The organism is Mycobacterium colombiense (genome assembly GCF_001665835.1).
Classification (GTDB): Bacteria; Actinomycetota; Actinomycetes; order Mycobacteriales; family Mycobacteriaceae; genus Mycobacterium; species Mycobacterium colombiense_A.
Genome location: NZ_LZSX01000107.1, coordinates 22,142 through 48,899, shown reverse-complemented (window position 1 = coordinate 48,899; position 26,758 = coordinate 22,142). Strand labels below are relative to the sequence as shown.

Below are 26,758 nucleotides of genomic sequence, written 5' to 3'. Positions count from 1 at the left end.
ATCGTTTCCACCGAGTGCGGTATCAGGGACTATTAGTCCGGCGCCTGGCGCTGCCTGCAACCGCCCTGAATGGGATGGCGCGATGCCAATCGGCGGCCCGTGCCACCATGGGGCATGACCGGGCCCAGAAGGTAACGGAAGTTGAGCACCAATAGAGCTGCGCGTCCGACTACCGCCGACGTGGCCCGACTGGCCGGCGTGTCCACCGCCACGGTCAGTTATGTGCTCAACAACGCGCGGGGCCGCCGCATCTCCCCGGAAACCCGCGACGCGGTCTACCGCGCGGCCAAACTGCTCGGCTACCGGCCCAACCTTGCCGCCCGCAACCTCGCGCGCGGCAAAAGCGGAGTGGTGCTCTACGTGGTGCCGCACGTGGCCGTCGGCGAAATGCCGATGCAGGCCGGCAGCCGGATGACCACCGCGCTGGCCCGCGAGGGTTTTCTTCAGGTGCAGATCTTCGAGACCGACGACGACCAGCACGTGGTCGACGCGATCGAGAATCTGGATCCCGTCGCGGTCACCAGCCTGTTCCCGCTGAACGCGGCCGCCCGGCAAGCGGTGACGAACGCGGGCATCCCCCATATCGAGATCGGCACACTGCCCGCGCTCAAAGACCCGCATCTGTCCGTCGGCGAGATGCGGGTCGATCACCTGGTCGAGCGCGGCCATCGCCGGATCGCGTTCGCCTACACCGGGATTGCCCGATGGCGCCCGCTGGGCGACTACTGGTTCGAGGGTGTTTCGCGGGCGGCACAGTTGCGCGGCCTTCCCGACGTGCGAGTCGACGAGGTCACCCTGGACAACGCCGCCGACGTGGTCACCGGCTGGGTGGGCGCCGGGGTGACCGCGGTGTGCGCGCAAAGCGACGAGATCGCCTGCCTCGTCCTCTACGGCATTCATCAAGCGCGGCTGCGCTGTCCGGGCGACCTGGCCGTGATGGGCGTCGACGCCAGCCCGATGGGCATGGTGAGCACGCCGCCGTTGACCACCGTGCAATTCGACCCCTGCGCGGTCGCTGACGCTGCGCTCGCCGCGGTCTTCGAGCGGCTGGGGCACCCCGCCCCACCGTCTCCCGAGCTGACCGACATCGCCCACCTGGTGGTGCGGTCGTCGACCTAGGCGGGCTCGTAACGCAGCAGCGTGACCTCGTGTTCGGGGTAGTCGCAGAACACCGGCTTCACCCGCATTCCGACTTTCAGGCGGGCCGGGTCGACATTGACCATCTCGGTGGAAAACCTTGGGCCCTCGTCCCATTCGACGATAGCGAGCAGCTGGGGCACGGCGTCGGCGAAATGCGGACTGACCGGCCGGTGGGCCACCGTGTACGAGTACAGGGTGCCCATCCCCGAGATTTCGCGCCATTCCAGGTCGTCGGCCAGGGTGCGCGGCGCGCGTACCCGCGGGTAGAACACGTAGGCCTGCAGTGACGGCGAGTACTGGATGACGATGCGATGCTGCGCCAGCGCATCCCAAAACGGCGCGCTGGTAGGCGTTTTGACGGGCATCGGTCGTTCGAAGTTCATCAGTCAGTCCCCTTGCAGAATCAGGGTGGTCTGCTCGGACAGGATGCCGCCGTTGCCGGACACGAAGGCCCGGTTGCAGTCGGCGATCTGCGCGGCGCCCGCGCGGCCCATGATCTGGCGGGCGGCGTCGCAGACGTGGTGCATTCCGCCGGCCAAACCCGCTTGGCCGAAACCCAATTGCCCGCCGGCCGTGTTCAGGGGGAAGTCGCCGCGGAAGGTCAGGTCATGGTTGGCGACGAATTCCATGCCCTTGCCCTTCTCGCAGAAGCCGGCGTCCTCCAGCGAGAGCAGCACGGTGATGGTGTAGCAGTCATAGATCGAGACCATGTCCATCTGGTCACGACTCAGATCGGTCATGGCGAACGCGGTGTCGGCCGCGGCGGCGATCGGGGTGTTGAGCAGATCCTCGGCGTACGTCGGAGTCTTGAACGGCACATGCTCGCCGAATCCCTTTACCCACACCGGACGATTGCGCGACCGCTTGGCAACGTCCGCGCTGGCGACGACGACCGCCGCTCCCCCGACGCAGGGCATGACGATCTCCAGCATGTGCAGCGGGTCGGCGATCACCGGGCTGGCCAGCACGTCATCGACCGTGAGCGGCTTGTCCTTCCAGATCGCGCCGTCGGTGTGGTTGGCGTTGACCCGGGTGTCGACGACAAGCTTGGCCATGGCCCGCTCGTCGTAGCCGTACACCGCCGCGTAACGCTGGGCCACCTGGCCATAGGGGCCGTTCTGGCCCAGGTTGCCGTAGGGAATTTCGAATTCAGCTTGCGGAGAGCCGTATTGGTTGCTCGACGAACCGAAGTACAACGCGTCGCCCAGCGATCTGGGCTTCTTCGGCGACATCGGGGTGATGTAGCGGGCGGGCAGCGCACACAGCACCGCGTCGCAGATGCCGAGTTCGACGGCAGCGGCGGCCCGCCACACCATGGCGGCGGCGCTGGCGCCGCCGAGGTCGACGTGCTCGGCGAATCGCGCTCCCACGCCCAGGTATTCGGCGATCGTGGAGGGCACGAAGATCTCCGACTCGGCCAGGTGCGACGCGACGATCCCGTTGACGACGTCGAAGGGCAGGCCCGCATCGTCCAGTGCGGCGGCGCCGAGTTCGGCCCACTGTTCGATGGCGAACGGCGCGGGTGACGCCTTGGTCATGCGTTCCGGCGGCAGTTCGACGTATCCGACGATCGCGGCTTCTCCGCGTAATCCCATGCTGTGTCCTTATTTCCGGGGTAGGCCGAGAATCATCTGCGCGATGATGTTCAGCTGGATCTCCCTCGTCCCGCCGCCGATCAGCTCGGCCGGCAGATGCAGATAGGGTTCCACGACCGCGGCGTCGGGGTCGTCGACCATTGCGACCTGCCCGGTCAACTGCAGCGTGGCCTGGAAGGTCCTGCGCAGCAGCACATTCATCGCGACCTTGGCGATGCTCGACGCCGGACCCGACGCCTGCCCGTCGAGCAGCCGGATGGTTTCGCGCACGCCGAGCGCCCTGATGGCGTTGGTGTAGGCGTCGAGCTCGCCGAGCTCACGCAGGGCGTCGTCACGGTCGGGTCCGGGTTGAGCGGCGAGCCGGCGCAACGCGATGGCCCGGTCGAACTTGACGTATCCGCTGATCGCGGAACGCTCTTCGGCCATCGTCGCGATCGCCAGGCTCCAACCGTCGCCTGCGCCGCCCAGCAGCATCTCGTCGGGAATGAAGACGTCGTTGAGGAACACCTCGTTGAAGTGGGCCTGCCCGGTCGCCGTCTTGATCGGCTGGATTTCGATCCCGGGCGACCGCATGTCGAGGATGAAGTACCCGATGCCGCGGTGCTTGCTGGCCTCGGGGTCGGTGCGGGCCAGCAGCGCACCCAGGTCGGCGTACTGCGCCAACGACGTCCAGATCTTGTGGCCGTTGATCCGCCAGCCGCCGTCGACCTTGGTCGCGCGGGTGGTCAGCGACGCGAGGTCGGAGCCGGCGCCCGGCTCGCTGAACAGCTGACACCAATGAATCTCGCCGCGTTGGGTCGGCGGAATCAGCTTCTCCTGCAAGTCTTTGGGTGCGGCGGCCATTACCGAGGGCAGGATCCACTCGGCGATGTTCAGCGATGGCCGAACCAGCCCGGGCCGCTTGGCGAACTCCTCGTCGATGATGAGCTGTTTCAACGGGTCCGCCCCGACGCCCCAGGGTTCCGGCCAGTGCGGCGCCATGAGACCGGCGTCGGCGATCAACGTGCGTTGCGGCCCGGAAGCCTGGTCCGCGTAGTCGCCGTGCGGTGCGGGTTTGTCGTTGCGCAACTGCAGGGCCGCATCCAGCGTCTCGGCGACCCAGGAACGAAATTCCGATTCCGCGTCGCCGAGATTCACCGCCATGTCGCGTGTCTGCGTGCACGCGAGTTCGCCCAGCCGCCGCGCCCAGCGATTCGCCGGACCTATCGATCCCGCGAGGCTGATGGCCCGCCGCCAGTACAGGTGCACGTCGTGTTCCCAGGTGAAGCCGATCGCGCCGAGCATCGTCAGGGCGTCGAGCACCAGGTCGGGGATCGGCGAGACCGCGATGGTCGCCGCCCCGGCCGCCGCGAGGCGGTGCTGGTCGAGCGATTCGTCGACGGCGCGGACCGCGTCCCAGGCCGCCGCGGTGGCCAGTTCGCTGTTGACCAACAGCATGGCGGCGTTGTGCTGCAACGCCTGGAAAGTTCCGATCACCCTGCCGAACTGTTCTCGGATGCGTAAGTGCGCGGTGACCGCCTGGACGCACCACTGCGCGATGCCGGCCATCGTGCTGGCCACCAGACCCACGGCGACGCACCGCGCGCGGTCGGGGTCGATGCCGCTGAGGACCTCCGATTCCGTCGCGCGGTAGTCGTCGAGCCGTAGGACCCCGGCGTCGGCGACGAGGTCGGTGCCGGTTACGGGTTCGACTGTGGCCGCGGGGTTTTCGGGGTCCACCAGTAGCCAGACGACGTCGCCGTCACCGCTATGGGCGCCGAGCAGGATCGTGCGCGCCGCACGCACTCCCTGGGTGACCTGCGAGGCGCCGGTGACCAGCCACCGCCCGCCGTCGAAGCGCGCGGAAAGGTTGTCGTCGGGAAGCACGGTCGCCGCGGTGGCGCCGGACGCCAGGTCACGCAGGAATGCCTCTGCGGGTGGCGTCGGTTCGGCGAGCAGCGCGACGGCTCCGGCGGTCACCGTCGGCAGCAGCGGTCCGGGAAGCAGCGATTTGCCCGCAGCTTCCAGGACGCAGGCGGCGTCGATCGGCCCTCCGCCCTGGCCACCGAGGTCTTCGGGCAGATGCACCGCGTGAAAACCGTTGGCGACCAGTGCATCCCACCAGCCGGGTATGCGACCGGCCGCGAGGTCGTCGAAGCCCTCCCGCGTCGCGGCAATGGGAGCGTTGCGGGCGGCGAACTGCGCCACGGCGTCGCTGAGCTCCTGCTGCTCCGGACTCAATCCCAGGGTCACGGGGACGGCCGAGAGATAACTGGCGTGGGCCGCACGGACTGCTATCCTTTCGCCTCTGATGGCGGCGACCCGCTGCTCCCGGCCGTTGCCGCACTTGCGATCGCCGCGTACAAGACGGACCGTCTCGTCTTGTGGAAGACTACCGGCGCGAGTCAGGATATGTAAAGCGCGCCCGATCCCCGGCGAGCGGCTTTTCGATCTGAGTTCGCAGAAGCGAGGACCACCAGATGCCAACCGATCTGAGCGGGGTGAACGCGCCGGCGGGCTCGCCCAGGAGGCGCAGCGAGAAGTCCCGCACCGCGATCGTCACCGCGACGCGCGAACTGCTGCTCGAGCGCGGGTTCGACGGGCTGACCATCGAGGCGGTCGCCGCGCGTGCCGGGGTGGGCAAGCAGACCATCTACCGGTGGTGGCCCACCCGCCCCGCGCTGGTCGCCGATGTGATGCTCGAAGACGCCGACAAACTGCTGGCGTCGGTCAACCACACCGGCAACCTCAGCGCCGACCTGGTCGGCTGGGTGGGCAAGCTGTTCGCCAGCCTGACGACGCCGCGGGGTTCGGCCATGCTGCGCACGCTGACCGTCGCCTGCATGGAACATGAGGACACCGCCGTCAAACTGCGCGCCGGATTCAGTGCACCGCTGCACGACACTGTGCGGGCCCGGCTGCTGGCCGACGGCATCAACGAGGCCACCGCCGAATCGGCGGCGGACGCGATCGTCGGCGGGGTGGTGTACCCCATCCTGTCTGGCGCACAGCCCTATTCGCGCCGGCGGGCCGAACGGACCACCCGGCTGATCGTGGCAACCCTTGCGAGTGAGTGATCTCTAGCTCTGGCCCACCGACTGAACAGCTGCGCTGACGCCGGTCGCGTCGAACACCGCTGCGGCGCTTGGGGTCTGCGAGCGGTAGGCTCGCCGAGAGGCGACGGGAGCGGCGATGGACGATTGCCTGAAGCTCACCACCTATTTGGCCGAGCGTAGGCGGACCGGGGACAGCTTTGTCTCGGATGTCCTGCTCGGCTTGTACGCACAGCACCGCACCGCGTGCGGCGTCCTGCTGCGCGGCATCGGCGGGTTCGGCACCGGTCACTACCTGCGCACCGACGAGTCCCTGACGTTGTCGGAGGACCCGCCGGTGGCGATCATCGCGGTCGACACGCGAGCGAAGATCGAGGCCCTGCTCGACCCGGTGCTGTCGGTCAAGCAGCGCGGTCTGGTCACCCTGGAGCGCGCTCGGCTGCTCCACGAGCACATCGGAACGCCACAGCTGCCCGAGGATCTGCGCGATGCGGTCAAGCTGACGATCTACGTCGGCCGCAAGCAACGCGTCAACGGCTCACCCGCCTACATCGCGCTGTGCGATCTGATGCACCGGCGCGGCCTCTCCGGCGCCACGGTGCTGCTCGGGGTGGACGGCGTCGCGCATGGAGAACGCCGGCGCGCCAACTTCTTTGGGCGCAACGCCGACGTCCCGATGATGATCGTCGTCGTCGGATCCGGTGAGCGGATCGGTCGCGTGCTCCCGGAGCTCGGCGAACTGCTACGCAGGCCCCTGTTCACCGTCGAGCGGGTTCGGGTGTGCAAGCGCGACGGCCAGTTCCTGGAGCGGCCGGACGCCCTGCCCGGCGTCGACGAGCGCGGCTTGCCGCTGTTCCAGCAGCTGACCATCTACACCTCCGAGTCGGCCCACCACGGCGGTGTGCCGATCCACCGCGCGATCGCTCAGCGGCTGCGCCAGGCCAAGACCGCCGACGGCGCGACCGTGTTGCGCGGCGTCTGGGGTTTTCACGGCGACCACCCGCCCCACGGTGACGGCTTGTTCTCGCTGACCCGCCGGGTCCCCGTGGTCACCATCGTGATCGACACCCCGGCCAACATCGCCGAATCCTTCGCCATCATCGACGAATTGACCCAAGACGAGGGCCTGGTAACTAGCGAAATGGTGCCCGCTCTGGTGTCCGACGAAGGCGACGACGACGCCGGGCCGCCGCGCATGGCCCAGCACCGTTACTAGGTCATCCGGCGACGGAGGCGTCGTAGATCGACTGGATCGCCTTGTCCAAGGTGGCGTTGAACTGCTCGTCGGACTGGTCGGCGGTCAGGCCCTCGGTCAGCGCCCGGCTGAAGCTGGCGATCAACCCGGTGTTCTTCGCCAGCAGGTCGTTGGCCTCCTCGCGGGAGTAGCCGCCGGAAAGGGCGACCACCCGCATCACCTTCGGGTGCTCGATCAGGGGACGGTAGAAGTTGACCTCGGTGGGCAGGCTCAGCTTGAGCATGACGCGCTGGCCCTCGGGGACGGCGTCGAGCTGCTTGGTGATCTCGTCGCGCAGGATGCCCTCGGCCTCGGCCTTGTCCGAAATCGAGATGGTGACCTCGGGCTCGATGATGGGCACCAGGCCGTGCGAGAGCACCTGGTGGCCCAGCTCGAACTGCTGGGCGACGACGGCCGCGATGCCCTTGGGGTTGGCGCCGCCGATCACCGACCGCTCCTTGGTGCCGAAGACGCCCAGGCCGGCGGCCCGGTCCAGCAGCTCGTCGAGGCCGGGGATGGGCTTCATCAGCTGAACGTCGTCGGACGCGTCGGCCAGGCCCTTGTCGATCTTGAGGATCGGCACGACGCCCTTGGTCTCCCACAGATAGGTGGTCGACGGCTTGCCCGCGATCTCGCGGTCCATGGTCTGCTCGAACAGGATCGCCGCCAGCACGCGGTCGCCGGTGAACGCCGGGGACGTGATGATCCGCGAGCGCATCTGATGAATGAGGTCGAACATCTCCTTCTCGGAGGAGTACGCGTTGTCCTCGATGCCGTAGAGGCGCAGCGCCTTGGGCGTCGAACCGCCGCTCTGGTCGAGGGCCGCGATGAATCCCTTGCCCGACGTCATCCGTTCCGCTTGCTGCTGGTTCGACATTGAACTCTCCCAGTTCCTCGTGGCCCTCACGGGCACCGCACGCCCGGCCCGTGCCCGCGCGCTCAAGTCTGAATCGTGCCGATCATATTCGGCCACTACGAGGCCCAGCAGGCAGGTCGTCGACTGCGATCTTGGTCTCAGCCCCGGTCTGGCCGCCCGGCGCCGGCCTTGCTGCGCCACAGCGCCATGCGATCCAGCAGCCGGTCACGCAAGACGAGCGTGTGGAAGAGTACCGCCGTCATATGGGCGGTAAACGCGAGGAAGAGCAGGAGCGCGAAGGCGTTGTGGCACTCCCGGAGCACCGCGAAGATGTCGATGTTGTGCGGCGCGATGCCGGGCAGCGCGAGCGGCCCGACAAGGGTGATCGGGAACCGCGCAGCCGACAGCATGGCCCACCCGGTCAGGGGCTGCGCCAGCAGCAGTCCGTAGAGCAGGTACTCCGACCACGTCGCGATGCGGCGCTCGGCTCTGCTCATGGTGGCCAGGAACGCCGGCGGCCGGTGCGTGAGCCGGTTCGCCAGCCGGACCACGGCGAAGGCGAGGATCAGCAGGCCCAGGGGCCGATGGATGGCCAGCAACAGCGGGTAGTAGCTCAGCGCGGCGACCATGGTCACGCCGATCAGCAGCTGAGCGATGACCATCGGCGCCATCAGCCAGTGCAGGACGCGTGACGGCAGGGTGAACCGCGCCGCGACGGGTCCCGGCGTCATTGCAGGACCGCTTCGACGTCGACCGCGCTGGGCGCTTTGGGTTCCTCGGCGCGACGGGTGAATGAACGGGCGTACACCGCCGACCGCGCCGCGAGCAACGGGTCGTCGGAGGCCGCGATGCCGTCGGGCAGCACCAGGGGATCGAAGTTGATGTCGCGCGCGTTGCCGGCCCCCTCCGTCTGGACCGCGGAGATGGTGATGGTGCCGGCGTCGATCGTCCGCCGCCCCGCCGGCCAGGGTTTGGTGGCGTCGTGGGTCGGATCGCCCGGCTCGCCGACGGTGAGCACCAGCCGCCAGCTCACTGGCGTGTGCGCCAGCGTGCGGATCACTGCGTCGAAGAGGTAGTCCTTGGCCGCCGGCGTCGGTCGTGAGGCCGCGAGGTCGGGCCCTTGCTGTGGAATCGCAGACCAGCGCACCGGCACCGTCGCACCGGCACCATTGGTGAACTGGAAGGCGTTCAGCCCGTGGAACGCGCTGTCGGCGAATCCCGCGCTCGGCGGTGCCTGCTTGATGATGCGCATGGCCGCGGCGGTCTCGGGATGGCGCTGCAGGAACGCCGCCATCTGCTGCGGGTCGGGCTTGCCCGTGCCCGGCATCGGCTTGGATGCGAGCAATCTGTCGTAGAACCCCTGGGGTGTGCTGTCCGGAAAGACCGGGATGTTGATCATCGCGGTGCGCCACTGCCGGCCGTCGGGCCCGTCGAACAGCAGCCCCAGCCCGCGCACGGTGTCGAGCTTGTCGGGCTGGTCGGGCAGCCCACCGGACAGCGAGAACCGGCCGATCAGCGCAACGCTGCCGCGCCGGAAGACCGCGGCCCGGCAGATCGCCGCGGCCGCCCCACTGCTGACGAACGTTCCGGTGGCGCTCAGGCCCTTGGCATGGTTTCGCCGGAAGCCGTCATGGCGGCCGTAGACGTGCTCGAAGCGATCCGTGAACCGGGGCGGGGTCAGCGCGCCGGGGCGCAGCCAGCCGCCGGCGTAGGCGAAGCCGCCCACGTCAACCGCGGCCACTCCGGCTACCGCTCCCATGCCCAGGAGCGCGCGTCGCCGATTCAGCGCCCCGAATTGCGGCGGCGGGGGCGCGGGCTCCGCGGGGTCGTCAGGTCGCTCGTCACCGTGATGTCCGACGCCGCGATCACCGGGTTCCACGGCCCACCGCCCTTCCCGTTTGTGCAGGCCACGCCGTGCGGGCTGAAAACGAAACCGGTGGAAGCAATTCACCCACGGGCCGATGCCCCGTGCAACTTCTACGCCGGCCGTCACGCACATCCGGAGTACGTCGCGGCGCCCGAAATCGTTCAGCGTTTTGAGCGTGGTACGCGGCGTGTCCTACCATTGGCTAAACACTTGTAGCTGTATCTGCACTCAGTAGTGCCGATCGACGGGGTGCGTCTCCTCCGTAGGCAAGCGTGTTTCCCGAGGGGTTGAATCAACAGCCCCCGGTATGACAGTTGCTATTTTCGTAAGCTAGCGGTGTCCCACACGGGACCGAATGTGAGTGAAAGACCATGGGCGAACAATCCGGCGACATCGTCGATCCAACCGCTTTTGAAGTGGGCAAACACCAGGTAGATCAGGCCGTCGTGCTGACCGTCTCCGGCGAAGTCGACATGCTCAGCTCGCCGCTGTTGGCCGATGCCATTCAGACCGCGCTGGCCACCAAGCCCGCGGCGCTGATCGTTGATCTGTCCAAGGTCGGTTTCCTGGCCTCGGCCGGGATGACCGTCCTGGTGACCGCTCAGTCGGAGGTTGAGCCGCCGACGCAGTTCGCTGTGGTAGCCAACGGCTCGGCCACCAGCCGGCCGATCAAACTCATGGGAATCGACAGCGTGCTCTCGCTCTACAGCAGCCTCGACGGTGCGCTGAGCGGTATTGCTGGTGAGTGAGCGTCGACTGGGTGAGGACGCAACTGGGGACGATGGGACGCTCTGATCAGCCGCAGAACGTGTCGAACATCGATGATCGGTCCCGCTTCGTGCGGACGCGAGTGGCCGCCGACGCGCGCAGCGCTGCGCGGACCCGAGCCGAGTTCGGGGTGTGGCTCGGACGGCATTTCTCGCTGGACGACGACCGCTTCAACGACCTGCTGCTGGCGGTGAACGAGGCGATCGCCAATGCCGCGGAATTCGCCTACGACGACGCCGCGGGGCGCGGGACGGTCGACGTGCGAGCGGCCTACGACGGCGATTCGGACACCCTGGCGGTGATCGTCGACGACCGCGGCCGGTGGCGGCCGAAGAAGCCGGTCCAGTACCGGCAGCAGGTGCGCGGCCGCGGCATCCCGCTGATGGAGGCGCTGGCCGACGACGTCGCCATCGACCGCACGGCGCAGGGCACCCGCGTCACGCTGACCTGGAGCGGCCTGACGGGCCCCGGCTATATCGCCTGATCAACCCGACTGCGCCAGCACCTGCTGGATGCGTTGTTCGCGCGGCAGCACCGGACCGTCGTCGAGGGATTCGTCGATTCCCAGTTCGGTGAGCCCGGCACCGGTCAGCAGCGAGGTGCCGTAGGCGGCCAGCACGAGTTTTTGATCGTCGCTGTGGCCGTCCTCGACCAGCATCGCCCCGATGAGACAGACGACAGCCATCTTGAAGGCGTTGAACGCCCGGTACCAGGGCCGGTTCGTGACCGTGATGCCGCTGGCCGACTCGTAATGCGCGGGCAGCCGATCGACCGGGGTCTTGTCCTGGGTGAAGGCGGACATATCCATCGCCGTCCAGTTGGGGTAGCGGCGGTAGCCCTGCCCGCCGAGCAGCAATTCGAAGATGCCCCAACCGATCTCGCCGTCACGCTCGAACCGGCCCGGACAACAGATCCCAATGCCGGCCGTCGGCGAGGCTGACCTTCACGTAGCCCAGCCCGCTGGCGGTGTTCGGGTTATTGCCGTAGCCGCTCGCCAGCAGCATGGTGCCGTCCGGCGACGCCGCGAAGAAGTAGCACCGATCCGACCACGTCGGGTCGGAATTGTGCACCTGGTCGAACGTCGTCGGAAGCTGGTGGGTGAAGGATTCGTCCGCGGCGGAGTACCCCATCGATCGGCCTTTCTTACTATTAAAGTCTGTGTGCTGCAATATGATTCAATAGCGAGGCAGACCGCGCCGGATTCTGCTCGCGTCAGATAACAAAGCAGCGCAACGCATCCCGTAATATCGCCGCCATGGAACCGAGCCGGCGGTGGGGCGACGACCGCGCGATCCTCGACGACGCGGAGGCCCGCAGCCGAATCCTGGACGCCGCGGGCCGCTGCATCGTCCGGCGCGGCAACACCCAGTTCCGGATGGGCGAGGTGGCCGACGAGGCGGGGGTGTCACGGTCGACGGTGTACCGGTACTTCCCCGCCCGCGACGATGTCCTGCTGGGCCTGATGCTGACGCGTGTGGACAGCGCGATCTCCGAGTTGGTGCGCTCGCTGCCCACCCCCGACGACCCGGTTCGATCGCTGCCCGAGATGGTGCTGGCCCGGGTGGAGTCGGTGGACGGCAACGCGCTGAACGAAGCGTTGTTCGCCGCCGAGAGCACCGCGGTGGCCTCGGCGCTCGAGAAGGGTTCGGAACCCATCGTGGAGCTGCTGATGCGGCATTACGAACCGCTACTGGACCGGTGGAAGGCGACGGGGTTGCTCTACCCCGACGTCGATTTCCGGTCGATCGTCCAGTGGTTGCACACCACGACCCTGTTTTTACTGGCGCCGTCGTGGCGATATCGCCCCGCCGCGGACAAACGAGAATTCGTCGAGCAGTTCGTGGTGAGGGCCCTGGTGCCACAGATCAGACAATAATCGTATATTGTCTGATGTCCAGACGTTCAATTGATTTTGCCCGGCGCCACCGGTGTTAAAGCAGAGCACCGCGGCCGGCCGGCAAATCGGGATGGATGGACATGAAAAACCCTGTGGCACAAGCGTTCTCTATCGTCGAGCTGGCCGCTCACCTGGGCCGCGGCGCGGGCCGGGTGGCCACCGATGCGGTGGTGGGCGGCCGGTTCGGCCTACCGCGGACCGTCGAAGACATCGACCCGGCGGTCCTGTCCCGGGTCATGGGAACCACCGTTCGGTCAATCCGCGTCCTGAGCAGGGACGCGGGCACGTCCTCGCGCGGCCGGCTGGTCCTGACCGGCAAGAACGTCCCCGAATCGGTGTTCGTCAAGGTCGCGGCGCAGACCGCCGCCACCCGGCTGATGGGCGAGCTCGGACGCCTCGGACAAACCGAGGTGCGGTTCTATCGTGAGCTCGCGCCGCAGGTCATCGGCGTCCCCTATTGCTACGGCACGGCGTTCGACGCCTCTACCGGCCGCTACCTGCTGGTCCTGGAGGACCTGCCGGCCGAGTCGTGCGAATTCCCGGACACCCTGCACCCGCTGTCGGCCGACCAGGCCAGCCTGATCATCGAGCTGCTGGCCGAGCTGCACGCCACCTTCTGGGACCGGCTGCCGCGCCACGGACGCGGCCCGATGGGCTGGCTGTACACCCCGTCCGGCGACGTCACGTCGCTGTTGACCGGTTCGCTGATGCACGCCTCGATCAAGCGGCTCGCCGAGCGCGCTTCTTCTGTCGACGTCCCCGTCGACGCTGGCCGCTTCATCGCGGACAACTACCGCGCCGTCGCCGCACTCATCGACACTCCCCCGCACACCGTCATGCACGGTGACGCCCACCCGGGGAACATGTACTTCCACGGCGGCAAGGCCGGGCTGCTGGACTGGCAGGCGGTGCGCCGGGGACACCCCTCCCGCGAACTGGCCTACACGCTGATCACCAGCCTGACCCCGGAGGACCGGCGGGCCAACCAGCGCGAACTCCTCGACGACTACCGGCGGGCGCTGGTCGCTTCCGGCGGACCCGACCTGGACCGCGACGACCTGTGGCTGCGATTCCGCCAGGGCGCGCTATACGCCTATGTCGCCCCGCTGATCACCACCGGGATGGGCGGGATGCAGGTCGAAGACATCGCGATGGAAGGCCTGCGCCGCGGCGTCGCGGCGCTCGACGATCTGGAAACCGTCGCCGCCCTGGAAAGCTCCCTGTAAGCCCGACCCAATTCGGCTGAGGCTATTGCCTTCGTCGCGCCAAGAGTTACGCTACCTACCGTAGCGAAATGCTGCGCGCCTTCCGGCTCAGCCCTCCAGAGACAGCCCACGGCGGCGAAGAGGAGCCTCATGTTCGACCTAAAGATCATCGGTGGAACCGTCGTCGACGGCACGGGCGCGGAACGCTACCCCGCCGACATCGGCATCAAGGACGGCAAAATTGTCGACGTCGTGCGGCGCAGTGTCGACGGCCCCGCGATGAGCGGCGCGGCGGCCGAAACCATCGATGCCACAGGGCATGTGGTGGCCCCCGGCTTCGTCGACATCCACACCCACTACGACGGCCAGGTCAGCTGGGACAGCCTGCTGGAGCCGTCCAGCGGCCATGGCGTGACCACGATCGTGACCGGCAACTGCGGCGTCGGATTCGCGCCCGTGCGGCCGGGCAGCGAGCAGTGGCTGATCGAACTGATGGAGGGCGTCGAAGACATTCCCGGCACCGCGCTGACCGAAGGCATCACCTGGGGCTGGGAGACCTACCCCGAGTACCTCGACGCGGTCGGCAAACAGAAGTTCTCCGTCGACGTGGGCAGTCAGGTCGCGCACGGCGCCGTCCGCGCCTACGCGATGGGCGAGCGGGGAGCGCGGAACCAGCCGGCCACCCCCGAGGACATCGAGGCGATGGGCCGGCTGGTTCGTGAGGCGATCGAGGCCGGGGCGCTCGGCTTCTCCACGTCGCGCACGATGGGCCACCGCGCGATGGACGGCGAACCGGTCCCCGGTACCTTCGCGGCCGAAGAAGAACTGTTCGGCCTCGGCCGCGCCATGGCGGCCGGCGGTCAGGCGGTGTTCGAGCTGGCGCCGCAAGGGGCCGCCGGCGAGGACATCATCGGGCCCAAAAAGGAACTGGACTGGATGCGGCGGCTGAGCGCCGAGATCGACCGGCCGGTGTCCTTCGCGCTGATCCAGGTGGACGCCGATCCGAAACTGTGGCGCGAGATGCTGGACCTGTCGGCGGACGCGCACGCCGCGGGCGCCCGCCTGTACCCGCAGATCGCGGCGCGGCCGTTCGGCATGATGATCGGGTTCCAAGGCCATCACGGATTCAGCCACCGTCCCACCTACCGCCGGCTGAAGGCCGAGTGTGGCCGCGGCGAGCTCGCGCAGCGGCTGGCCGACCCCGCGGTGAAAGCCGCAATCCTGTCCGAGGACGACCTGCCGCCCGACCCCGCCTTGTTGTTCGACGGGATGTTCGCCCTGGTGCAGCATTCGCTCCACAGGCTGTATGCGCTCGGCAATCCGCCCGACTACGAGCCGACCCCCGACCGCACCGTCGCGGCCATCGCGAAGGCCCGCGGCGAGGACCCGCTGTCCACGCTGTACGACCTCATGCTGGAGTCCAACGCGACCAACATGTTGATGCTGCCGTTGTTCAACTACGCCGACGGCAACCACGACGCGATCCGCGAGATGATGCTGCACCCGGCGGGCGTGCTCGGACTCTCCGACGGCGGCGCCCACTGCGGAATGATCTGTGACGCGTCCTACCCGACGTTCCTGCTCACCCACTGGGCGCGGGACCGGCACCGGGGCGAGAAGCTGTCGCTGGAGTACGTGATCCGCAAGCAATCCCGCGACACCGCTCACCTGTTCGGGCTCACCGACCGCGGCACCATCGAGCCCGGCAAGAAGGCCGACATCAACGTCATAGACATGGACGCCCTGACCCTGCACCCGGCGGCGATGGCGTTCGACCTGCCCGCAGGTGGGAACCGAATCCTGCAGGGCGCCAGCGGTTATGCCGCGACCATCGTCAGCGGAACGGTGACCCGCCGCAAAGACGTCGACACCGGCGCCCGCCCCGGACGCCTGGTCCGCGGAGCGCGCTGAGAACTCCCCCGATGGCAACGGCGGCCGGCAATCCGGCGCGGACCCGCGACGAGGATGCCATCGGCATCCCGCCGGACAACCCGACGCTGGTGCCCGCCGAGCGCTATTACTGCCCCGCCTTCGCCGCACTCGAAACGCAGCGGATGTGGCCGCGGGTGTGGCAACTGGCCTGCGTGGTCGACCACGTCGCCGCACCCGGCGACTACTTCGAATACCGCTGCGGCCCTTTCGGTGTGCTGATCGTCCGGGACGACGACGGGGCACTCCGCGCATTCCAGAACGTCTGCCGGCACCGCGGCAATTCACTGTGCACCGGATCCGGCACGGGCCTGCGCGAACTCAAGTGCGGCTATCACGGGTGGACCTGGGACCTGGCCGGGGCGCTCAAACGGGTGCCCAACCGCAAGGGCTTCGGCTCGCTGCGAATGTCCGACTTTCCGCTGATATCGGCTCGCGTCGACACCTGGGCCGGGCTCGTCTTCGTCAACCTCGACCCGGGCGCGGTGTCGTTGACCGAATACCTGGAGGCGGTGCCCGACGACATCGCCTGGTGTCACCTGGAGGATTTCCGCTGCTACGCCACGCTCACCGTCGAGGTCGACGCCAACTGGAAGACAATCGCGGACGGATACAGCGAGACCTACCACATCCAGACCCTGCATCCCGAACTGCTGCGCTGCGTCGACGACATCCATGCGCCGCAGCGGATTTGGGGCCACACCGGGAAATCGGATCAGCCCTACGGCGTGCAAAGCCCACGCTTCGACGGCACACTCAGCGACGAAGAGGTCTGGAACGCCTACGTCTACACACAGGGAGCGCTGATGGGCGCGGCCGAGGGCACGCCCTTCCCCGCCGACGAACGCCGGCCCGGCCAGACGGTTGCCGACCTGATCGCCGACCGAACCCGGGCCTTCGCCGCGAGCCGCAATGTGGATCTCAATTGGGCTGATACCGATCGGATGACCCGATTGCACCAGTACAACGTGTTTCCCAACATGACGCTTTTGACCAACGCCGACCACCTGACCGTCATGTGCTCGCGACCCGCCCCCGATCCCTCCCCCGACAAGGGCGAGCTGATCATGTTCTTGATGACGCGAATGCCGCCGGGTGCGCCGCGTACCAAGCCGACGGACGTCCGCATGGCCGCCGATGCGGCCGAGCCCGGCTCGGGACCAGGCATTGTGCTCACCCAGGACATCGCGGTGCTTCCCGGGTTGCAGCGCGGGATGCATCAACCCGGCTTCACACACATGGTGCTGTCCAGCGAGGAACGACGCGTGATCAACATGCATCGCAACCTGGAGCGCTACCTCGAGTTGCCAACGTCCCAGCAAATGAGCGGTGGTGTGCCGAAATGATATGTCGCAACATAGTTCGTGTTCACCGCGCAAAAGTGGCGCCGAGCGATTTACAATCCCGCTTGTGATGACCCCGTCTTACCCCTGGGGGGACGATCGAGGGCAACTTGCGCGGCGGCTTCGGCTGCCATATGAAACGCTCCGCCGACGGCGGGCGCTACGTCTGTGCCACAGTTTCGAACGGGTGGGTGTTCGAACGGCACCGGAACGGTTGCGGCAAATGCTGGAGGGCGCGCCGCTGGCCGCCCACGAATTGATGAACGTGAACTTCGCGTTGATCGCGATCCGGCTCGACCGCGAATTGCGTGCCGCGCGCTACAAGCGGCTCAGGCAGCGCGGCACCCGCTCGCTGATGTTGGCCGGCCTGATCATGGTGGTGCTGAACTTCCTGGTGTGCATGGCCTACCTGCTGCTGAACCTGACGGAGCAGTCGGCGCCCCTGTAGGTCGTCAGCGCGGCGCGACGATGCCGTTGTCGTACGCGTAGACGATCGCGGCGGCGCGGTCGCGCAGATCGAGCTTCCCGAAGATCCGCCCGATGTGGCTCTTGACCGTGACGCCCGAGATGCACAGTTGATCGGCGATCTCCGTATTCGACATGCCCTGGCCGATCAGCGTCAGCACATCGAGCTCGCGGGTGGTCAGCTCGCCGATCGCGGTGCCGCGCGGCCCGGGAGCGGCCTTGCGGTACGTGGTGAGCACGCGCGAGGTCACCGCGGGATCGAGATAGCTGTCGCCCCTGGCGACCGCCCGGACCGCGCGGATCAGCTCCTCGGCCGAAGAGTCCTTGAGCACGAAGCCGGCCGCACCGGCGCGCAGTGCTCCCGACAACAGCTCCTCCTCGTTGAAGGTAGTCAGCGCGAGCACCGGCGGCCGGCCGCCCAGCCTGCGCGTCGCCTCGATGCCGTCGACGCGGCGCATCCGCAGATCCATCACGACGACGTCGGGCCGGTGCTCGGCCACCGCCGCGGACACCTCGTCACCGTCGGCGCATTCCGCGACGACGACGAACCCGTCCTTGCGGCGCAGGATCCGGCGCAGGCCCGACCGCACCAGGTCCTGATCGTCGACGAGGAGCACGGTGATCTCGTGCGTCGCTGGGATATTTGGGATCATGCCTTGCACCACCATGGGCGCCAGGCCGTATCGCCCTCCTGCAGTGGGATTTCGGCGCACACCGACCAGCCGTCGCGGGTCGGGCCGACGTCGATGGCCCCGCCGAGCAGCTCGACGCGCTGGCGCATGCCGCGCAGGCCACGTCCTTCGGCCGATTGCGCGGCCATCACTGCCGCGGGAAGTAGGTTGGTGATGGCCAGCCGCGCCGATACCGGCGAAATATCCAACACCACACCGGCTTTCGACTCCGGCGCATGCTTGGCGATGTTGGCCAGTGACTCCTGGGTGATGCGGTACAGCGCGAGGCCGACCGCGGCCGATACGTGATCGGTGGGGCCCTCGACGCACAGGCCGACGGCCAGACCGGCCCGCTGGAAACCCTCGACCAGTGCTGCGATGTCGTCGATGCCGGGTTCGGGCGTGGTCTGCGCGGTCTTGGTGGGCCAGTTGTCGAGCAGCCCGACGGTGCGTCGGATGTCGGCCATCGCCTGCCGGCCCAGCCGCTCGGCCTGCTCCAGCGCCTCGACCGCATCGTCGACGTCGCGATCCTGCTGCAGCGCCCGGCGCGCGCCGGTCACGTGCAGCAGGGTGATGCTCAGCGAATGGGCGATGACGTCGTGCACTTCACGGGCGATGCGCCGCCGCTCGTCGGCGGCGGCGTGTTCGGCCAACATGTCCTGCGCCTCAATCTGTTCGGCCAGCAACAGCCGCTGGGTGCGCATCAGGTAACCAAGCAGCCAGCCCACCGCTATGAAACCCAGATACAGCACCACCATGTCGAGGCGGTGCAGCGCGGACGCGCCGAGCAACAGCGCCGCCGCCGACACCGTTGCAAGGAGGCCGCCCAACACCGAGGCCAATGTCGCGACGACCAAGACCATCAGGACCAACAACGCCGGCGCGAAATCGGCGTGAATGGGCGTCGACGTACCAAACAGAGTCAGCGCGGAGGACACCAGCCAGGTCGCCCATAACGGCCCCGGAGCCATCTTCATGTTGAAGACGAAGAACGCCAACGAGGGCGACAGGGCTATGGCGAATGCCGTCAGCGCCACGGGGAGGTCGGCGACGGGCCGCTGCAGCGTCCCGATCACGCCACCGAGCACGAGGGCGACATCGACAGAGATCAGCGCCGCCCAGGTGATACCGACGGGAATCAGCTCGCTGCGTCGGCGAAGCTGTTCCCGCAGGTAATTCACTGCGGCGCGCAACATCGTCCAATCCTAGAAGAGCGCGGCGCTTCGTCACATCCTTCCGCGGTCGGTGCCCGTCTCCGCCCGTGGTAGGAGGCAAAGACTGCACTTCGGCACGACGCGCGGTGGGTGGCTGCTCTCCTAACGTCGAGTCATGACATGGACACTGCTGCACGACCGCATGGCCTTCATGGCCCAGGTGATCAAAGCCGCCGAGACGGACCCCGAGGCGGCACTTGCGTTGATCGGCAAGTCATCCGAGGTGTCCGAACTCTTCGGCGACGAGGAGGGCCTGATGCTTTCGCTCGGCCAGCGATGGATCACGATGCTGGTGGCCAAGCTGGATCAGGCGGCTCATGAGGGCGCGTCGGCCGAACAGGTGCGCGCCGATCTCGCGGCCGCCGAGCCCGGGTTGCACGCGCTGGTGAAGATCGGCACCCGCCGGTCGTTGCGCGTGCGCTCGCTCACGCGCGGTGAGCACGTGGCCGTGGGCCTGTTCGGCGGGCCCACCAGCGCTCGGCAGACCGTTGCATGACAGGCTGGGCAGCCTTGCGCGCCTGACCGGCCGGTACGCGCTCCTCATCGTCGGCCTGTGGGTGGTGGTGGCGGGCATCGCGAATGTGGCTGTCCCGCAGCTGGAGCGGGTCGTGGACTCCCACGCCCGGTCCTTCATGCCTCCCGGCGCGCCCAGCGCGGTAGCCGCGACACAGGCCGCCCAGTTGTTCAACCAGACGCCCAGCAACAACTTCGTTTACGTTGTGCTGGAACGTGATCAGCGGCTGACACCGCAGGATCGCCGGTTCTACGATGGGCTGACGACAGCGTTCGGTTCGGATCGGCGTCACGTCTACGCGGTGACCGACCTGTGGTCGCAGCCGGCCACGGCCGCCGGTGCGCAGAGTTCGGACGGCAAGGCGGTCAGCGTGATGGTGCGGCTGGCCGGCATGCTCGGCACCGCCCAGGCGCGCGACTCGGTGAATGCCGTGCGCGGAACCGTCCAGAAACTCTCACCGCCGTCGGGCCTGCAGGTCCATGTCACCGGTCCCGGCGCCACCATCGTCGACGAATTCTCGGCGATAGACCGCCAGATGCTCGGCATCACCGCCGCCACCATCGGTCTCATCCTGCTGCTGTTGCTGGCTGTCTACCGATCGCCGATTGCGGCTGCGATCCCGCTGATCTCGGTCGGGCTCGCCCTGGCCCTGGCGCGCGCCGTCGTCGCCGCCCTCGGTCAAGCCAACGTGGTTGAGGTGTCGCTGTTTTCGGTGGCGCTGATGGCGGCCATGACACTCGGGGCCGGCACCGACTACGCGATCTTCCTGGTCGGCCGCTACCACGAGGGCCGGCGCCGCGGCGTCGAGCCGGCCCAGGCGCTGACCCAGGCCTATCGGTCGATCGCGCCCGTGGTCATCGGATCGGCGTTGACGGTATCGGTGGCGCTGGCGTGTCTGGTGTTCGCGAAGGTCGGCTCATTCCGCAGCGCCGGGTTGCCGTGCGCCATCGGCATTCTGGCGACCATGGTGGCCGCGCTGACCCTGACGCCCGCGCTCATGAGCTTGGCAATACGCCGCGGATATCTGGAACCACGGCCGTCCACGACCGCGCGTCGCTGGCGCCGTGTCGGCACGGCCGTCGCACGCTGGCCCGGGCCGGTCCTGGTCGCCGCGCTGGCGTTGACCCTGCTGGTCGCGCTGCCGTTGGTCAGCATGCGGGTCGGCTTCAACGAACCCGCCGCCACGCCGTCGTCCACCGACTCCAACCGTGGCTATGCCAGCGCCGACCGCCATTTCGCGGTCAACGCTCTGCTGCCCGATGTCGTCGCCGTCCAGGCCGACCACGACCTGCGCAACCCGGCCGGCCTGATCGCCATCGAGCGCATCACCCGCCACATCATGGCCGTGCCGGGTGTGCGGGCGGTGCAGTCCGCCAGCCGGCCCGACGGCAAGGTGCCCGAACAGGCGACGTTGAGCTACCAGGCCGGTGTGCTCGGCCGCCAATTCGGCGACACCATGGATTCGCTGACCCAGCGCCTCAAGCGGGTCTCCGAGCTGGACAGCGCGCTGGCACAAACCCAGCTTGCTGTCGACGGGTTGGGCAACGGATTGCGTGGTGGCAGTGCAGGATTAGCGGACATGTCCGGCGCCGCGGAAGACATGCGGGCCGGGATGGACGGGCTGCAGCGCAACGTCACGACGGTGTCGGGTTACCTCGACCCGTTGCGCGACTTCGTCGGGCGAACCCCCGACTGCGCCACCAACCCGATCTGCTCGACCGTGGACCGCGTGCTGCAGCCCGTCGACAGCCTGGTGCAGACGTCCACCCGCCTGGGTTCGGGCGCTGCGAAGCTCACCAGCGGGTCGAGCACGGCCGCCACCGCGATGGCAACCCTGCCGCAGAGTGTCACGTCGATGAAAGATGCGCTGGGGCAAGCGCGTTCGGCCACACATGACCTGCTGAGCCTCTCCGACACGCTCGGGCCGCAAATGCGTCAGTTGACCGATTACATGAATGAGATCGCGACGCAGTTTCAGGGCAGCGCCGCGGCGGACTTCTACATGCCGCAGCGCGCGTTGACCGACCCGCGGTACACCACCGCGCTTAGCCACCTGATCTCCGAGAACGGTCGCGCCGTTTACCTATTGGTCTACGGCGATGGTTCGGAGTGGGGTGCCGACGGCGCAAAGCGGGCGGACCAGGTGCGCGCCGCCATCAAGGAGGCCACCAAGGAGGGCACCCTGACCCCGACCGAGGTCGACCTTGCAGGGGTGGGCCCGGTGACCGCCGATCTGCAGCGCTTTGTCGCGAACGACACCGAGCTGTTGGTGGGTGCCGCGCTGGTTCTCATCTTCCTGATCGTCACCGCCATGTTGCGTAGCCCGGTCGCGGGATTGGTCGTCGTCGGGACCGTCGTCACCTCCTACGCGTCGGCCATCGGTGCCAGCGTGCTGATTTGGCAGCACCTGCTTCATCACGACCTGCACTGGGCCGTGGCGCCGATCGCCTTCATCGCGCTGATCGCCGTCGGCGCCGACTACAACCTGCTGCTGGCGTTGCGCATCAAACAAGAAGCGGCGGCGGGTCTGAAGACCGGCATCATCCGGGCATTCGGCGCAACCGGCGGGGTGGTCACCGTTGCCGGCGTCATCTTCGGTCTGACCATGCTGGCGCTGCTCAGTAGCAGCGTGCTCAGCATCGCCCAGATCGGCACCACGATCGCGGTCGGGTTGCTGCTGGACACCCTGGTGGTACGGGCCTTCATCGTGCCGTCCATCGTGGCGCTGTTGGGCCGATGGTTCTGGTGGCCGAGCCCACTCCCCCGCCGTGTCGTCACGCCGACGGTGAAGACACCCGAGCCGCACCTGGTTACTGCTGGGGCGGTATGACCGACGACGGCAGCCCCACCAGCACGCCTTCGACGTCGCCGTCGACGCTGACCAGCAGGCCACGCCCCGGCGGCAGCGTCTGGGCCCGGACGTTTCGGTTGATCCGGTTCTGTGGATCGTTATCCATATACAGCTGAGCCACTTTCGCGGAGTTCTGGAACCGCATCCACGGATCCATCTGCAGCGTCGCCCAGTTCGCGCTGTTGCGGGTGGTGAAGACGTGCAAGCCGATCTGCCGCGCACGCTCCATCAGCTTCCACAGCGCCGCGCCCACCGGCGGCTTGGGCGGATAGCTCTGGTCGGGGCGCAGGTCCTGGACGTCGTCGATGAGCACGAAGTGTCGCGGGCCCTGCCACGGCTTGAGCGCGCGTAACTCCTCCTGGCTCAGGCCTTTCGGTGGCAGCCGCGGCAGCAAAACCTGTTGCGCGAGTGCGGTGATCACCTCGTCGATCTCGTCCTGGTCGTAGGCGTAGGCGCTTACGTAGCCGGGCCCGTGCAGATCCCGTAGACCGTGCGGCGCGGTCTTGGGGTCGATCAGCGTCAGCTGCGCCTCTTCGGGGCTGAACCGGTTCATGATCGCCTCGCCAATGGCGACCAGCGACATGGTTTTTCCACAGCCCTGCCGCCCCAAGATCATCAACCCGGGACTCTCGCGCAGCTTGATGGGGACGGGCCCCAGTTCGTGCCGCTCGCCGATGGCGAAGCTGATCGAGAGGTCGTCGCCGCTGGGGTGCGCGGCCTCGTAGTCCAGGATCGCCTTCAGCGCCACCCGCTGCGGCAGTCGCTGCAGGGTGGCGTGCTTGGTCACACCGGCGACGTCCGCGATGCGGGCGCCGACGTCGACGATGCTGACAATCGCGCCGGTGATGGGGTCGGTCAGCGCCGGCGCACCCACCCGCAGCTCGTGCAGGCTGTCGGTCAGACCGAAGCCGGGCCGGTTCAGCGTCCGCCGGGCCGCGTCGCGCGATTCGAGCGACGAGTGGCCCATCTGACTCTCGCTGGGATCGGCCAACCGCAATTGGATTCGCGCCGTGGCGTTTTGCAACAGGCTCTGCCGCTGCCCGTGAATCCAGCCGCCGGCGCTGCACATCACGTGCACCCCGTATTCAGGGCCGCGGCTGCTCAACGAGATGATGCGGTCACCGAGCACGGTGTCTTTCGAGTACAGGTCGTCGTAGTCATCGACCACCACGAAGACGTCGCCGAACGGGTCGTTGGCGTCGGTGCCGCCGAGGCCGTCGCTGCCCGGCGCGAACCGGCGTTCGCGGAAGCCGTCGAGGTCGATCTTGAGGCGCCGGAACGAATCCTCGCGGGCATCGATCAAGGCGTCCATGCTGCTCAGGATTCGCTCGATGCCCTCGGCGTCCTTCGGCGACACGATGTCGGTGACGTGGGGCAGCGAGGCGGCCTGGGCGAGGGTCGCCCCGCCGATGCAGAAGAACGTCACCCGCGACGGGGTGTACATCGCTGCCGCCGAACACATCAGCGTCATCAGCGTGGTCGTCTTGCCCTTTTGCTTGGCGCCCACCACGATCACGTTGCTGCGCAACGCATCCACCGCATGCACGATCTGCTTCGATTCCTCGGGGATGTCCATCACGCCCACCGGGAACATCAGACCCGGGTTCCGCCCGTAGTCGACATGCCATGGCTTGCCCCGGTATCCCGCGACCAGAGCGTCGATGGACTCGGGCTCCTCCAGCGGCTCCAGCCAGGGACGGCGCGGTGACCGGTGCGGCACCTCGTGCAACGACTCCCGCAGCACGTCGACGACCTTCTTCCGCTTGTAACCGTCGTCGTAGTACAGGAATTCGTCGGGTTCGGCATCGACGGCGGCGGCGACCTCCAATGCCGTGGCATCCGACGCGTCCAGCGGCTGGTACTGCCAGTTGTACAACCGCGGCTTGGTCAACGTCATGTCGACGGTGGTGGCGACCTCTTTGGTCTTCGGCACCACGAACGGGGCGGAGAGGTAGAAGCAGCGGAACGGCTCGAGGTCACGCGGCCCCACCTTGAGCAGACCGAAACCGTTTTCCTTCGACGGCAGGTGGTAGGCGGCGTCCGAACCGATCACTTCGCGGCTGTCGTCACCGGACTCGGCGCGCAGCGCGATGCGAAAGGCGATGTTGGACTTGACCTTTTGCAGCGAGGACAGGTCCAGCCGCTGCCCGCCCAGCATGAAGAAGACGTTGGCGCCGCGGCCTTCCTGGCCGATGTGGATGATGAGGTTGATCCACTTCTCGTGGTTGGCGAACAGTTCCAGGTACTCGTCGACGATGACGAGCAGCACCGGCACCGGTGGCAGATCGCGCCCGGCGAGCCGGATCTCCTCGTAGTCGTTGGCGTCACGGGCGCCCACCGAGGTGAACAGCTCGTAGCGCTGCTTGATCTCACCGTCGATGACCCTGCGCATCCGCTCGGCCAGGTGTCGTTCGTCTTTGCCGAGGTTCGACAGCGCGGCAACTACGTGCGGGATGCCCAGGATGTCCTGTGCCGCCGACTCGAACTTCATGTCGACGAAGATGACGTTGAACGTCTCCGGGGAGTGCGTCAGCGCGATGCCATAGACCAACGACAGGAAGAACTCCGACTTGCCCGAGCCACTGGTACCGATGACGACGGAGTGGAACCCGAAGCCGCCGAAGTCCTTGGCGCGGATGGTGATGTTCTGCAGCTCGCCGTTGGGTTTGGCGCCGACCGGGACCTCGCACCAGCGCTCGTCACCGCGGCCGCGACGTTCGGCCCACAGCCGGTCGACATCCAGGTCGCGGGGATCGTTGATGCCCAGGGCGCGCAGCAATTCGGTTGCGCCGCTGACCGAGTCGGCGATCTCGCTGCGGCTGGTCGGTGACCAGCGGGCCATCGCCCGCGCGTAGCGATACGCGCGGTGCACGGAGAGCTGGTCGGCGTGCGCGAAGAACTTGTTGCGGACCCGCAGCAGTGGTGCCGGGCGGTCGTCTTCGCCGTCGGCATCGGAGCCGTTGCGGTGCAGGACGACGTCGCCGTTGACCGAGCCGTTGGGTGAGCTGTGGCGTTCGCTGAGGTCGAACACCTGGTCGGCGGCAAAGCCCACGCCGGTGCCGATCCGGGAGGCGATGCGCAGCAAGGTGATTCCCGCCTTGCCGACCTGGCCGACGACGCTCTCCCAGGCGTCGGGGCTGCCCGTGTTGTCATCGATGATCACCAGGTGCGGGCCCAGATCGACCGTGTCCGCGCCGGTTTCCAGGGTCGAGCCCATCGCGGTGGGGCTGGCCGCGGCCAGCGGTGTCCAGGCGCCGCGCTTGCCCTTCATGTGCAACTCGGCGCCGAGGGTCTCTTCGAGTTCCTCGGGCGTGGCGAAGACCAGGCGCCGAAAACCGCAGGCGTCGAACAGTTCGTCGTGCAGGTTGTGCGGCAGCCACACGATCCACGACCACACCTCGGGGTTGCGGGTCACCACCATCAGCTTGACGTCGCGCGGGTTGTGGAAGACCGCCAGGGAGCACAGCACCGAGCGCATCAGCGACCGCAGCCGGTCCAGGTCCTCGCCGACAAAGCTGAAGCCGGGCGCAGAGCGCAGGTTGACCACCTTGGCGATGTCGCGAATCTTGCGCTGCTCCAAGATGAAATCGCGCAGCGCCTGCCCGGTGACGGGTTCGAGCTCCTCGTCGGAGGCGATGTCGGGCCAGGTCACCGACAGCACCGAGTCGGGTGCGTGCTGCACGCCGGTGCCGAGCCGCACCTCCAGGAAGTCCGCGTCGCCGCGCCCGCGTTCCCACATCCGCGGGCCACCGATGATGGCCCCGAGCCCGCGGGGGTCGGCGTGCACGGAGTTCTGCCATTCGCGCTGCGCGCACACGGCGGTCTGGATCTCGTCGCGGTTGCCGTCGAGATCACGCAGGTAGCGGCGACGGCCCTTTTCCATTTCGCCCCAAGTGATCTTGCGGGCTCGGCCGAATCGGCCGGAGAAGGCCAGCATGCTGAAGGCGCCGATGCCCATGAGGGGGAAGAAGCCGGTGGTCAGGCTGCGCACGCCGGAGACGTAGAGCATGACGATGGTGCCGATGAGCGCGACGATCAGCGCCGGCACACCGATCATCACCCAGATGTTGCGCGGCTCGCGTTCCGGCAGCGCGATCGGCGCGCTCGGTGCTACCCGAACCGGTTTCGGCGGCTCGATCTTGATGCGGTTGATGGGGAACGCTTTCTTGGACATTCT

21 protein-coding genes and 2 pseudogenes are annotated in these 26,758 nt (G+C 67.7%); 12 read left to right on the top strand and 11 right to left on the bottom strand.

What is annotated here, in order from left to right:
• Positions 1-141: 141 nt before the first annotated feature.
• The gene (locus A5760_RS25345; RefSeq protein WP_064885995.1) at positions 142-1,119 is read left to right on the top strand and encodes a LacI family DNA-binding transcriptional regulator; all 978 of its coding nucleotides are present in this window, start codon (positions 142-144) and stop codon (positions 1,117-1,119) included.
• On the opposite strand, the gene A5760_RS25340 is transcribed toward A5760_RS25345, so the two are convergent.
• Genes A5760_RS25340 through A5760_RS25330 form a run of 3 tightly spaced genes read right to left on the bottom strand, consistent with a single transcriptional unit; the run spans position 1,116 to position 4,967 of the window.
• Positions 1,116-1,526, bottom strand: coding sequence for a Zn-ribbon domain-containing OB-fold protein (locus tag A5760_RS25340; RefSeq protein ID WP_064885993.1), 411 nt, complete (start codon positions 1,524-1,526; stop codon positions 1,116-1,118). The two genes, A5760_RS25345 and A5760_RS25340, sit on opposite strands and share 4 nt — an antisense overlap.
• The gene (locus A5760_RS25335; RefSeq protein ID WP_064885991.1) at positions 1,527-2,735 is read right to left on the bottom strand and encodes a thiolase family protein; all 1,209 of its coding nucleotides are present in this window, start codon (positions 2,733-2,735) and stop codon (positions 1,527-1,529) included. It lies immediately after the preceding gene.
• A gap of 9 nt (positions 2,736-2,744) precedes the next feature.
• Complete coding sequence (locus A5760_RS25330; protein ID WP_064885989.1) at positions 2,745-4,967, bottom strand: acyl-CoA dehydrogenase; 2,223 nt, start codon at positions 4,965-4,967, stop codon at positions 2,745-2,747.
• Between the two features lie 227 nt (positions 4,968-5,194).
• Here A5760_RS25330 and A5760_RS25325 point away from each other — a divergent pair, with 227 nt between their 5' ends.
• On the top strand, positions 5,195-5,791 hold the full coding sequence (locus A5760_RS25325) for a TetR/AcrR family transcriptional regulator (protein WP_064885987.1): 597 nt from the start codon (positions 5,195-5,197) through the stop codon (positions 5,789-5,791).
• 115 nt (positions 5,792-5,906) lie between these two features.
• A complete protein-coding gene (locus A5760_RS25320; RefSeq protein ID WP_064885985.1) occupies positions 5,907-6,983 on the top strand; it encodes a DUF190 domain-containing protein in 1,077 nt (358 codons plus the stop codon).
• A 1-nt stretch (position 6,984) separates the two neighbouring features.
• On the opposite strand, the gene A5760_RS25315 is transcribed toward A5760_RS25320, so the two are convergent.
• The 3 genes from A5760_RS25315 to A5760_RS25305 form a co-directional block, all read right to left on the bottom strand.
• Positions 6,985-7,878, bottom strand: a complete 894-nt coding sequence (locus A5760_RS25315) for a fructose bisphosphate aldolase (protein WP_064885983.1) — start codon at positions 7,876-7,878, stop codon at positions 6,985-6,987.
• A gap of 137 nt (positions 7,879-8,015) precedes the next feature.
• Positions 8,016-8,588 (bottom strand): cytochrome b, encoded by a 573-nt coding sequence (locus A5760_RS25310; protein ID WP_064885981.1) that lies wholly within the window; start codon positions 8,586-8,588, stop codon positions 8,016-8,018.
• Positions 8,585-9,736, bottom strand: a complete 1,152-nt coding sequence (locus A5760_RS25305) for a catalase family peroxidase (protein WP_419538279.1) — start codon at positions 9,734-9,736, stop codon at positions 8,585-8,587. The genes A5760_RS25310 and A5760_RS25305 overlap by 4 nt, the downstream gene beginning before the upstream one ends.
• A 359-nt stretch (positions 9,737-10,095) precedes the next feature.
• Between A5760_RS25305 and A5760_RS25300 the strand changes: the two genes are divergently transcribed.
• Both A5760_RS25300 and A5760_RS25295 read left to right on the top strand, forming a co-directional pair.
• Complete coding sequence (locus A5760_RS25300; RefSeq protein WP_064885977.1) at positions 10,096-10,473, top strand: STAS domain-containing protein; 378 nt, start codon at positions 10,096-10,098, stop codon at positions 10,471-10,473.
• A 59-nt stretch (positions 10,474-10,532) separates the two neighbouring features.
• Positions 10,533-10,976, top strand: coding sequence for an ATP-binding protein (locus tag A5760_RS25295; RefSeq protein WP_082279625.1), 444 nt, complete (start codon positions 10,533-10,535; stop codon positions 10,974-10,976).
• On the opposite strand, the pseudogene A5760_RS25290 reads toward A5760_RS25295, so the two are convergent.
• Together A5760_RS25290 and A5760_RS25285 are read right to left on the bottom strand one after the other, a co-directional pair.
• Positions 10,977-11,267, bottom strand: a pseudogene (locus tag A5760_RS25290) (phosphotransferase family protein); the annotation flags it as partial.
• Between the two features lie 124 nt (positions 11,268-11,391).
• Positions 11,392-11,622 (bottom strand): annotated as a pseudogene (locus A5760_RS25285) (hypothetical protein); the annotation flags it as partial.
• A 125-nt stretch (positions 11,623-11,747) separates the two neighbouring features.
• Between A5760_RS25285 and A5760_RS25280 the strand changes: the two are divergent.
• From A5760_RS25280 to A5760_RS25260, 5 genes are all read left to right on the top strand, one after another.
• Positions 11,748-12,368, top strand: coding sequence for a TetR/AcrR family transcriptional regulator (locus tag A5760_RS25280; RefSeq protein ID WP_064885971.1), 621 nt, complete (start codon positions 11,748-11,750; stop codon positions 12,366-12,368).
• Between the two features lie 101 nt (positions 12,369-12,469).
• Positions 12,470-13,615: a phosphotransferase gene (locus tag A5760_RS25275; protein WP_196772207.1), complete on the top strand. Its 1,146-nt coding sequence runs from the start codon at positions 12,470-12,472 to the stop codon at positions 13,613-13,615.
• A 129-nt stretch (positions 13,616-13,744) separates the two neighbouring features.
• Complete coding sequence (locus A5760_RS25270; RefSeq protein WP_064885966.1) at positions 13,745-15,505, top strand: N-acyl-D-amino-acid deacylase family protein; 1,761 nt, start codon at positions 13,745-13,747, stop codon at positions 15,503-15,505.
• A gap of 11 nt (positions 15,506-15,516) precedes the next feature.
• Positions 15,517-16,869: an aromatic ring-hydroxylating oxygenase subunit alpha gene (locus A5760_RS25265; protein WP_064885964.1), complete on the top strand. Its 1,353-nt coding sequence runs from the start codon at positions 15,517-15,519 to the stop codon at positions 16,867-16,869.
• Positions 16,870-17,053: 184 nt separating this feature from the next.
• A complete protein-coding gene (locus A5760_RS25260; protein ID WP_064885962.1) occupies positions 17,054-17,314 on the top strand; it encodes a hypothetical protein in 261 nt (86 codons plus the stop codon).
• Between the two features lie 4 nt (positions 17,315-17,318).
• Here the strand turns inward: A5760_RS25260 and A5760_RS25255 are convergent, their stop codons facing one another.
• Positions 17,319-17,984 carry a response regulator transcription factor gene (locus tag A5760_RS25255; protein WP_064886079.1) on the bottom strand — a complete coding sequence of 222 codons (666 nt, stop codon included), beginning with the start codon at positions 17,982-17,984 and terminating at the stop codon, positions 17,319-17,321.
• Complete coding sequence (locus A5760_RS25250; RefSeq protein WP_064885960.1) at positions 17,981-19,198, bottom strand: sensor histidine kinase; 1,218 nt, start codon at positions 19,196-19,198, stop codon at positions 17,981-17,983. Before A5760_RS25250 ends, A5760_RS25255 begins: the two co-directional genes overlap by 4 nt.
• A gap of 133 nt (positions 19,199-19,331) precedes the next feature.
• Here A5760_RS25250 and A5760_RS25245 point away from each other — a divergent pair, with 133 nt between their 5' ends.
• Both A5760_RS25245 and A5760_RS25240 read left to right on the top strand, forming a co-directional pair.
• On the top strand, positions 19,332-19,712 hold the full coding sequence (locus tag A5760_RS25245) for a hypothetical protein (protein WP_064885958.1): 381 nt from the start codon (positions 19,332-19,334) through the stop codon (positions 19,710-19,712).
• A complete protein-coding gene (locus A5760_RS25240; protein ID WP_064885956.1) occupies positions 19,705-22,560 on the top strand; it encodes an RND family transporter in 2,856 nt (951 codons plus the stop codon). The genes A5760_RS25245 and A5760_RS25240 overlap by 8 nt, the downstream gene beginning before the upstream one ends.
• Here A5760_RS25240 and eccCa read toward each other — a convergent pair.
• The gene (eccCa, locus tag A5760_RS25235; RefSeq protein ID WP_064885953.1) at positions 22,541-26,755 is read right to left on the bottom strand and encodes a type VII secretion protein EccCa; all 4,215 of its coding nucleotides are present in this window, start codon (positions 26,753-26,755) and stop codon (positions 22,541-22,543) included. The two genes, A5760_RS25240 and eccCa, sit on opposite strands and share 20 nt — an antisense overlap.
• Positions 26,756-26,758 lie beyond the last annotated feature (3 nt).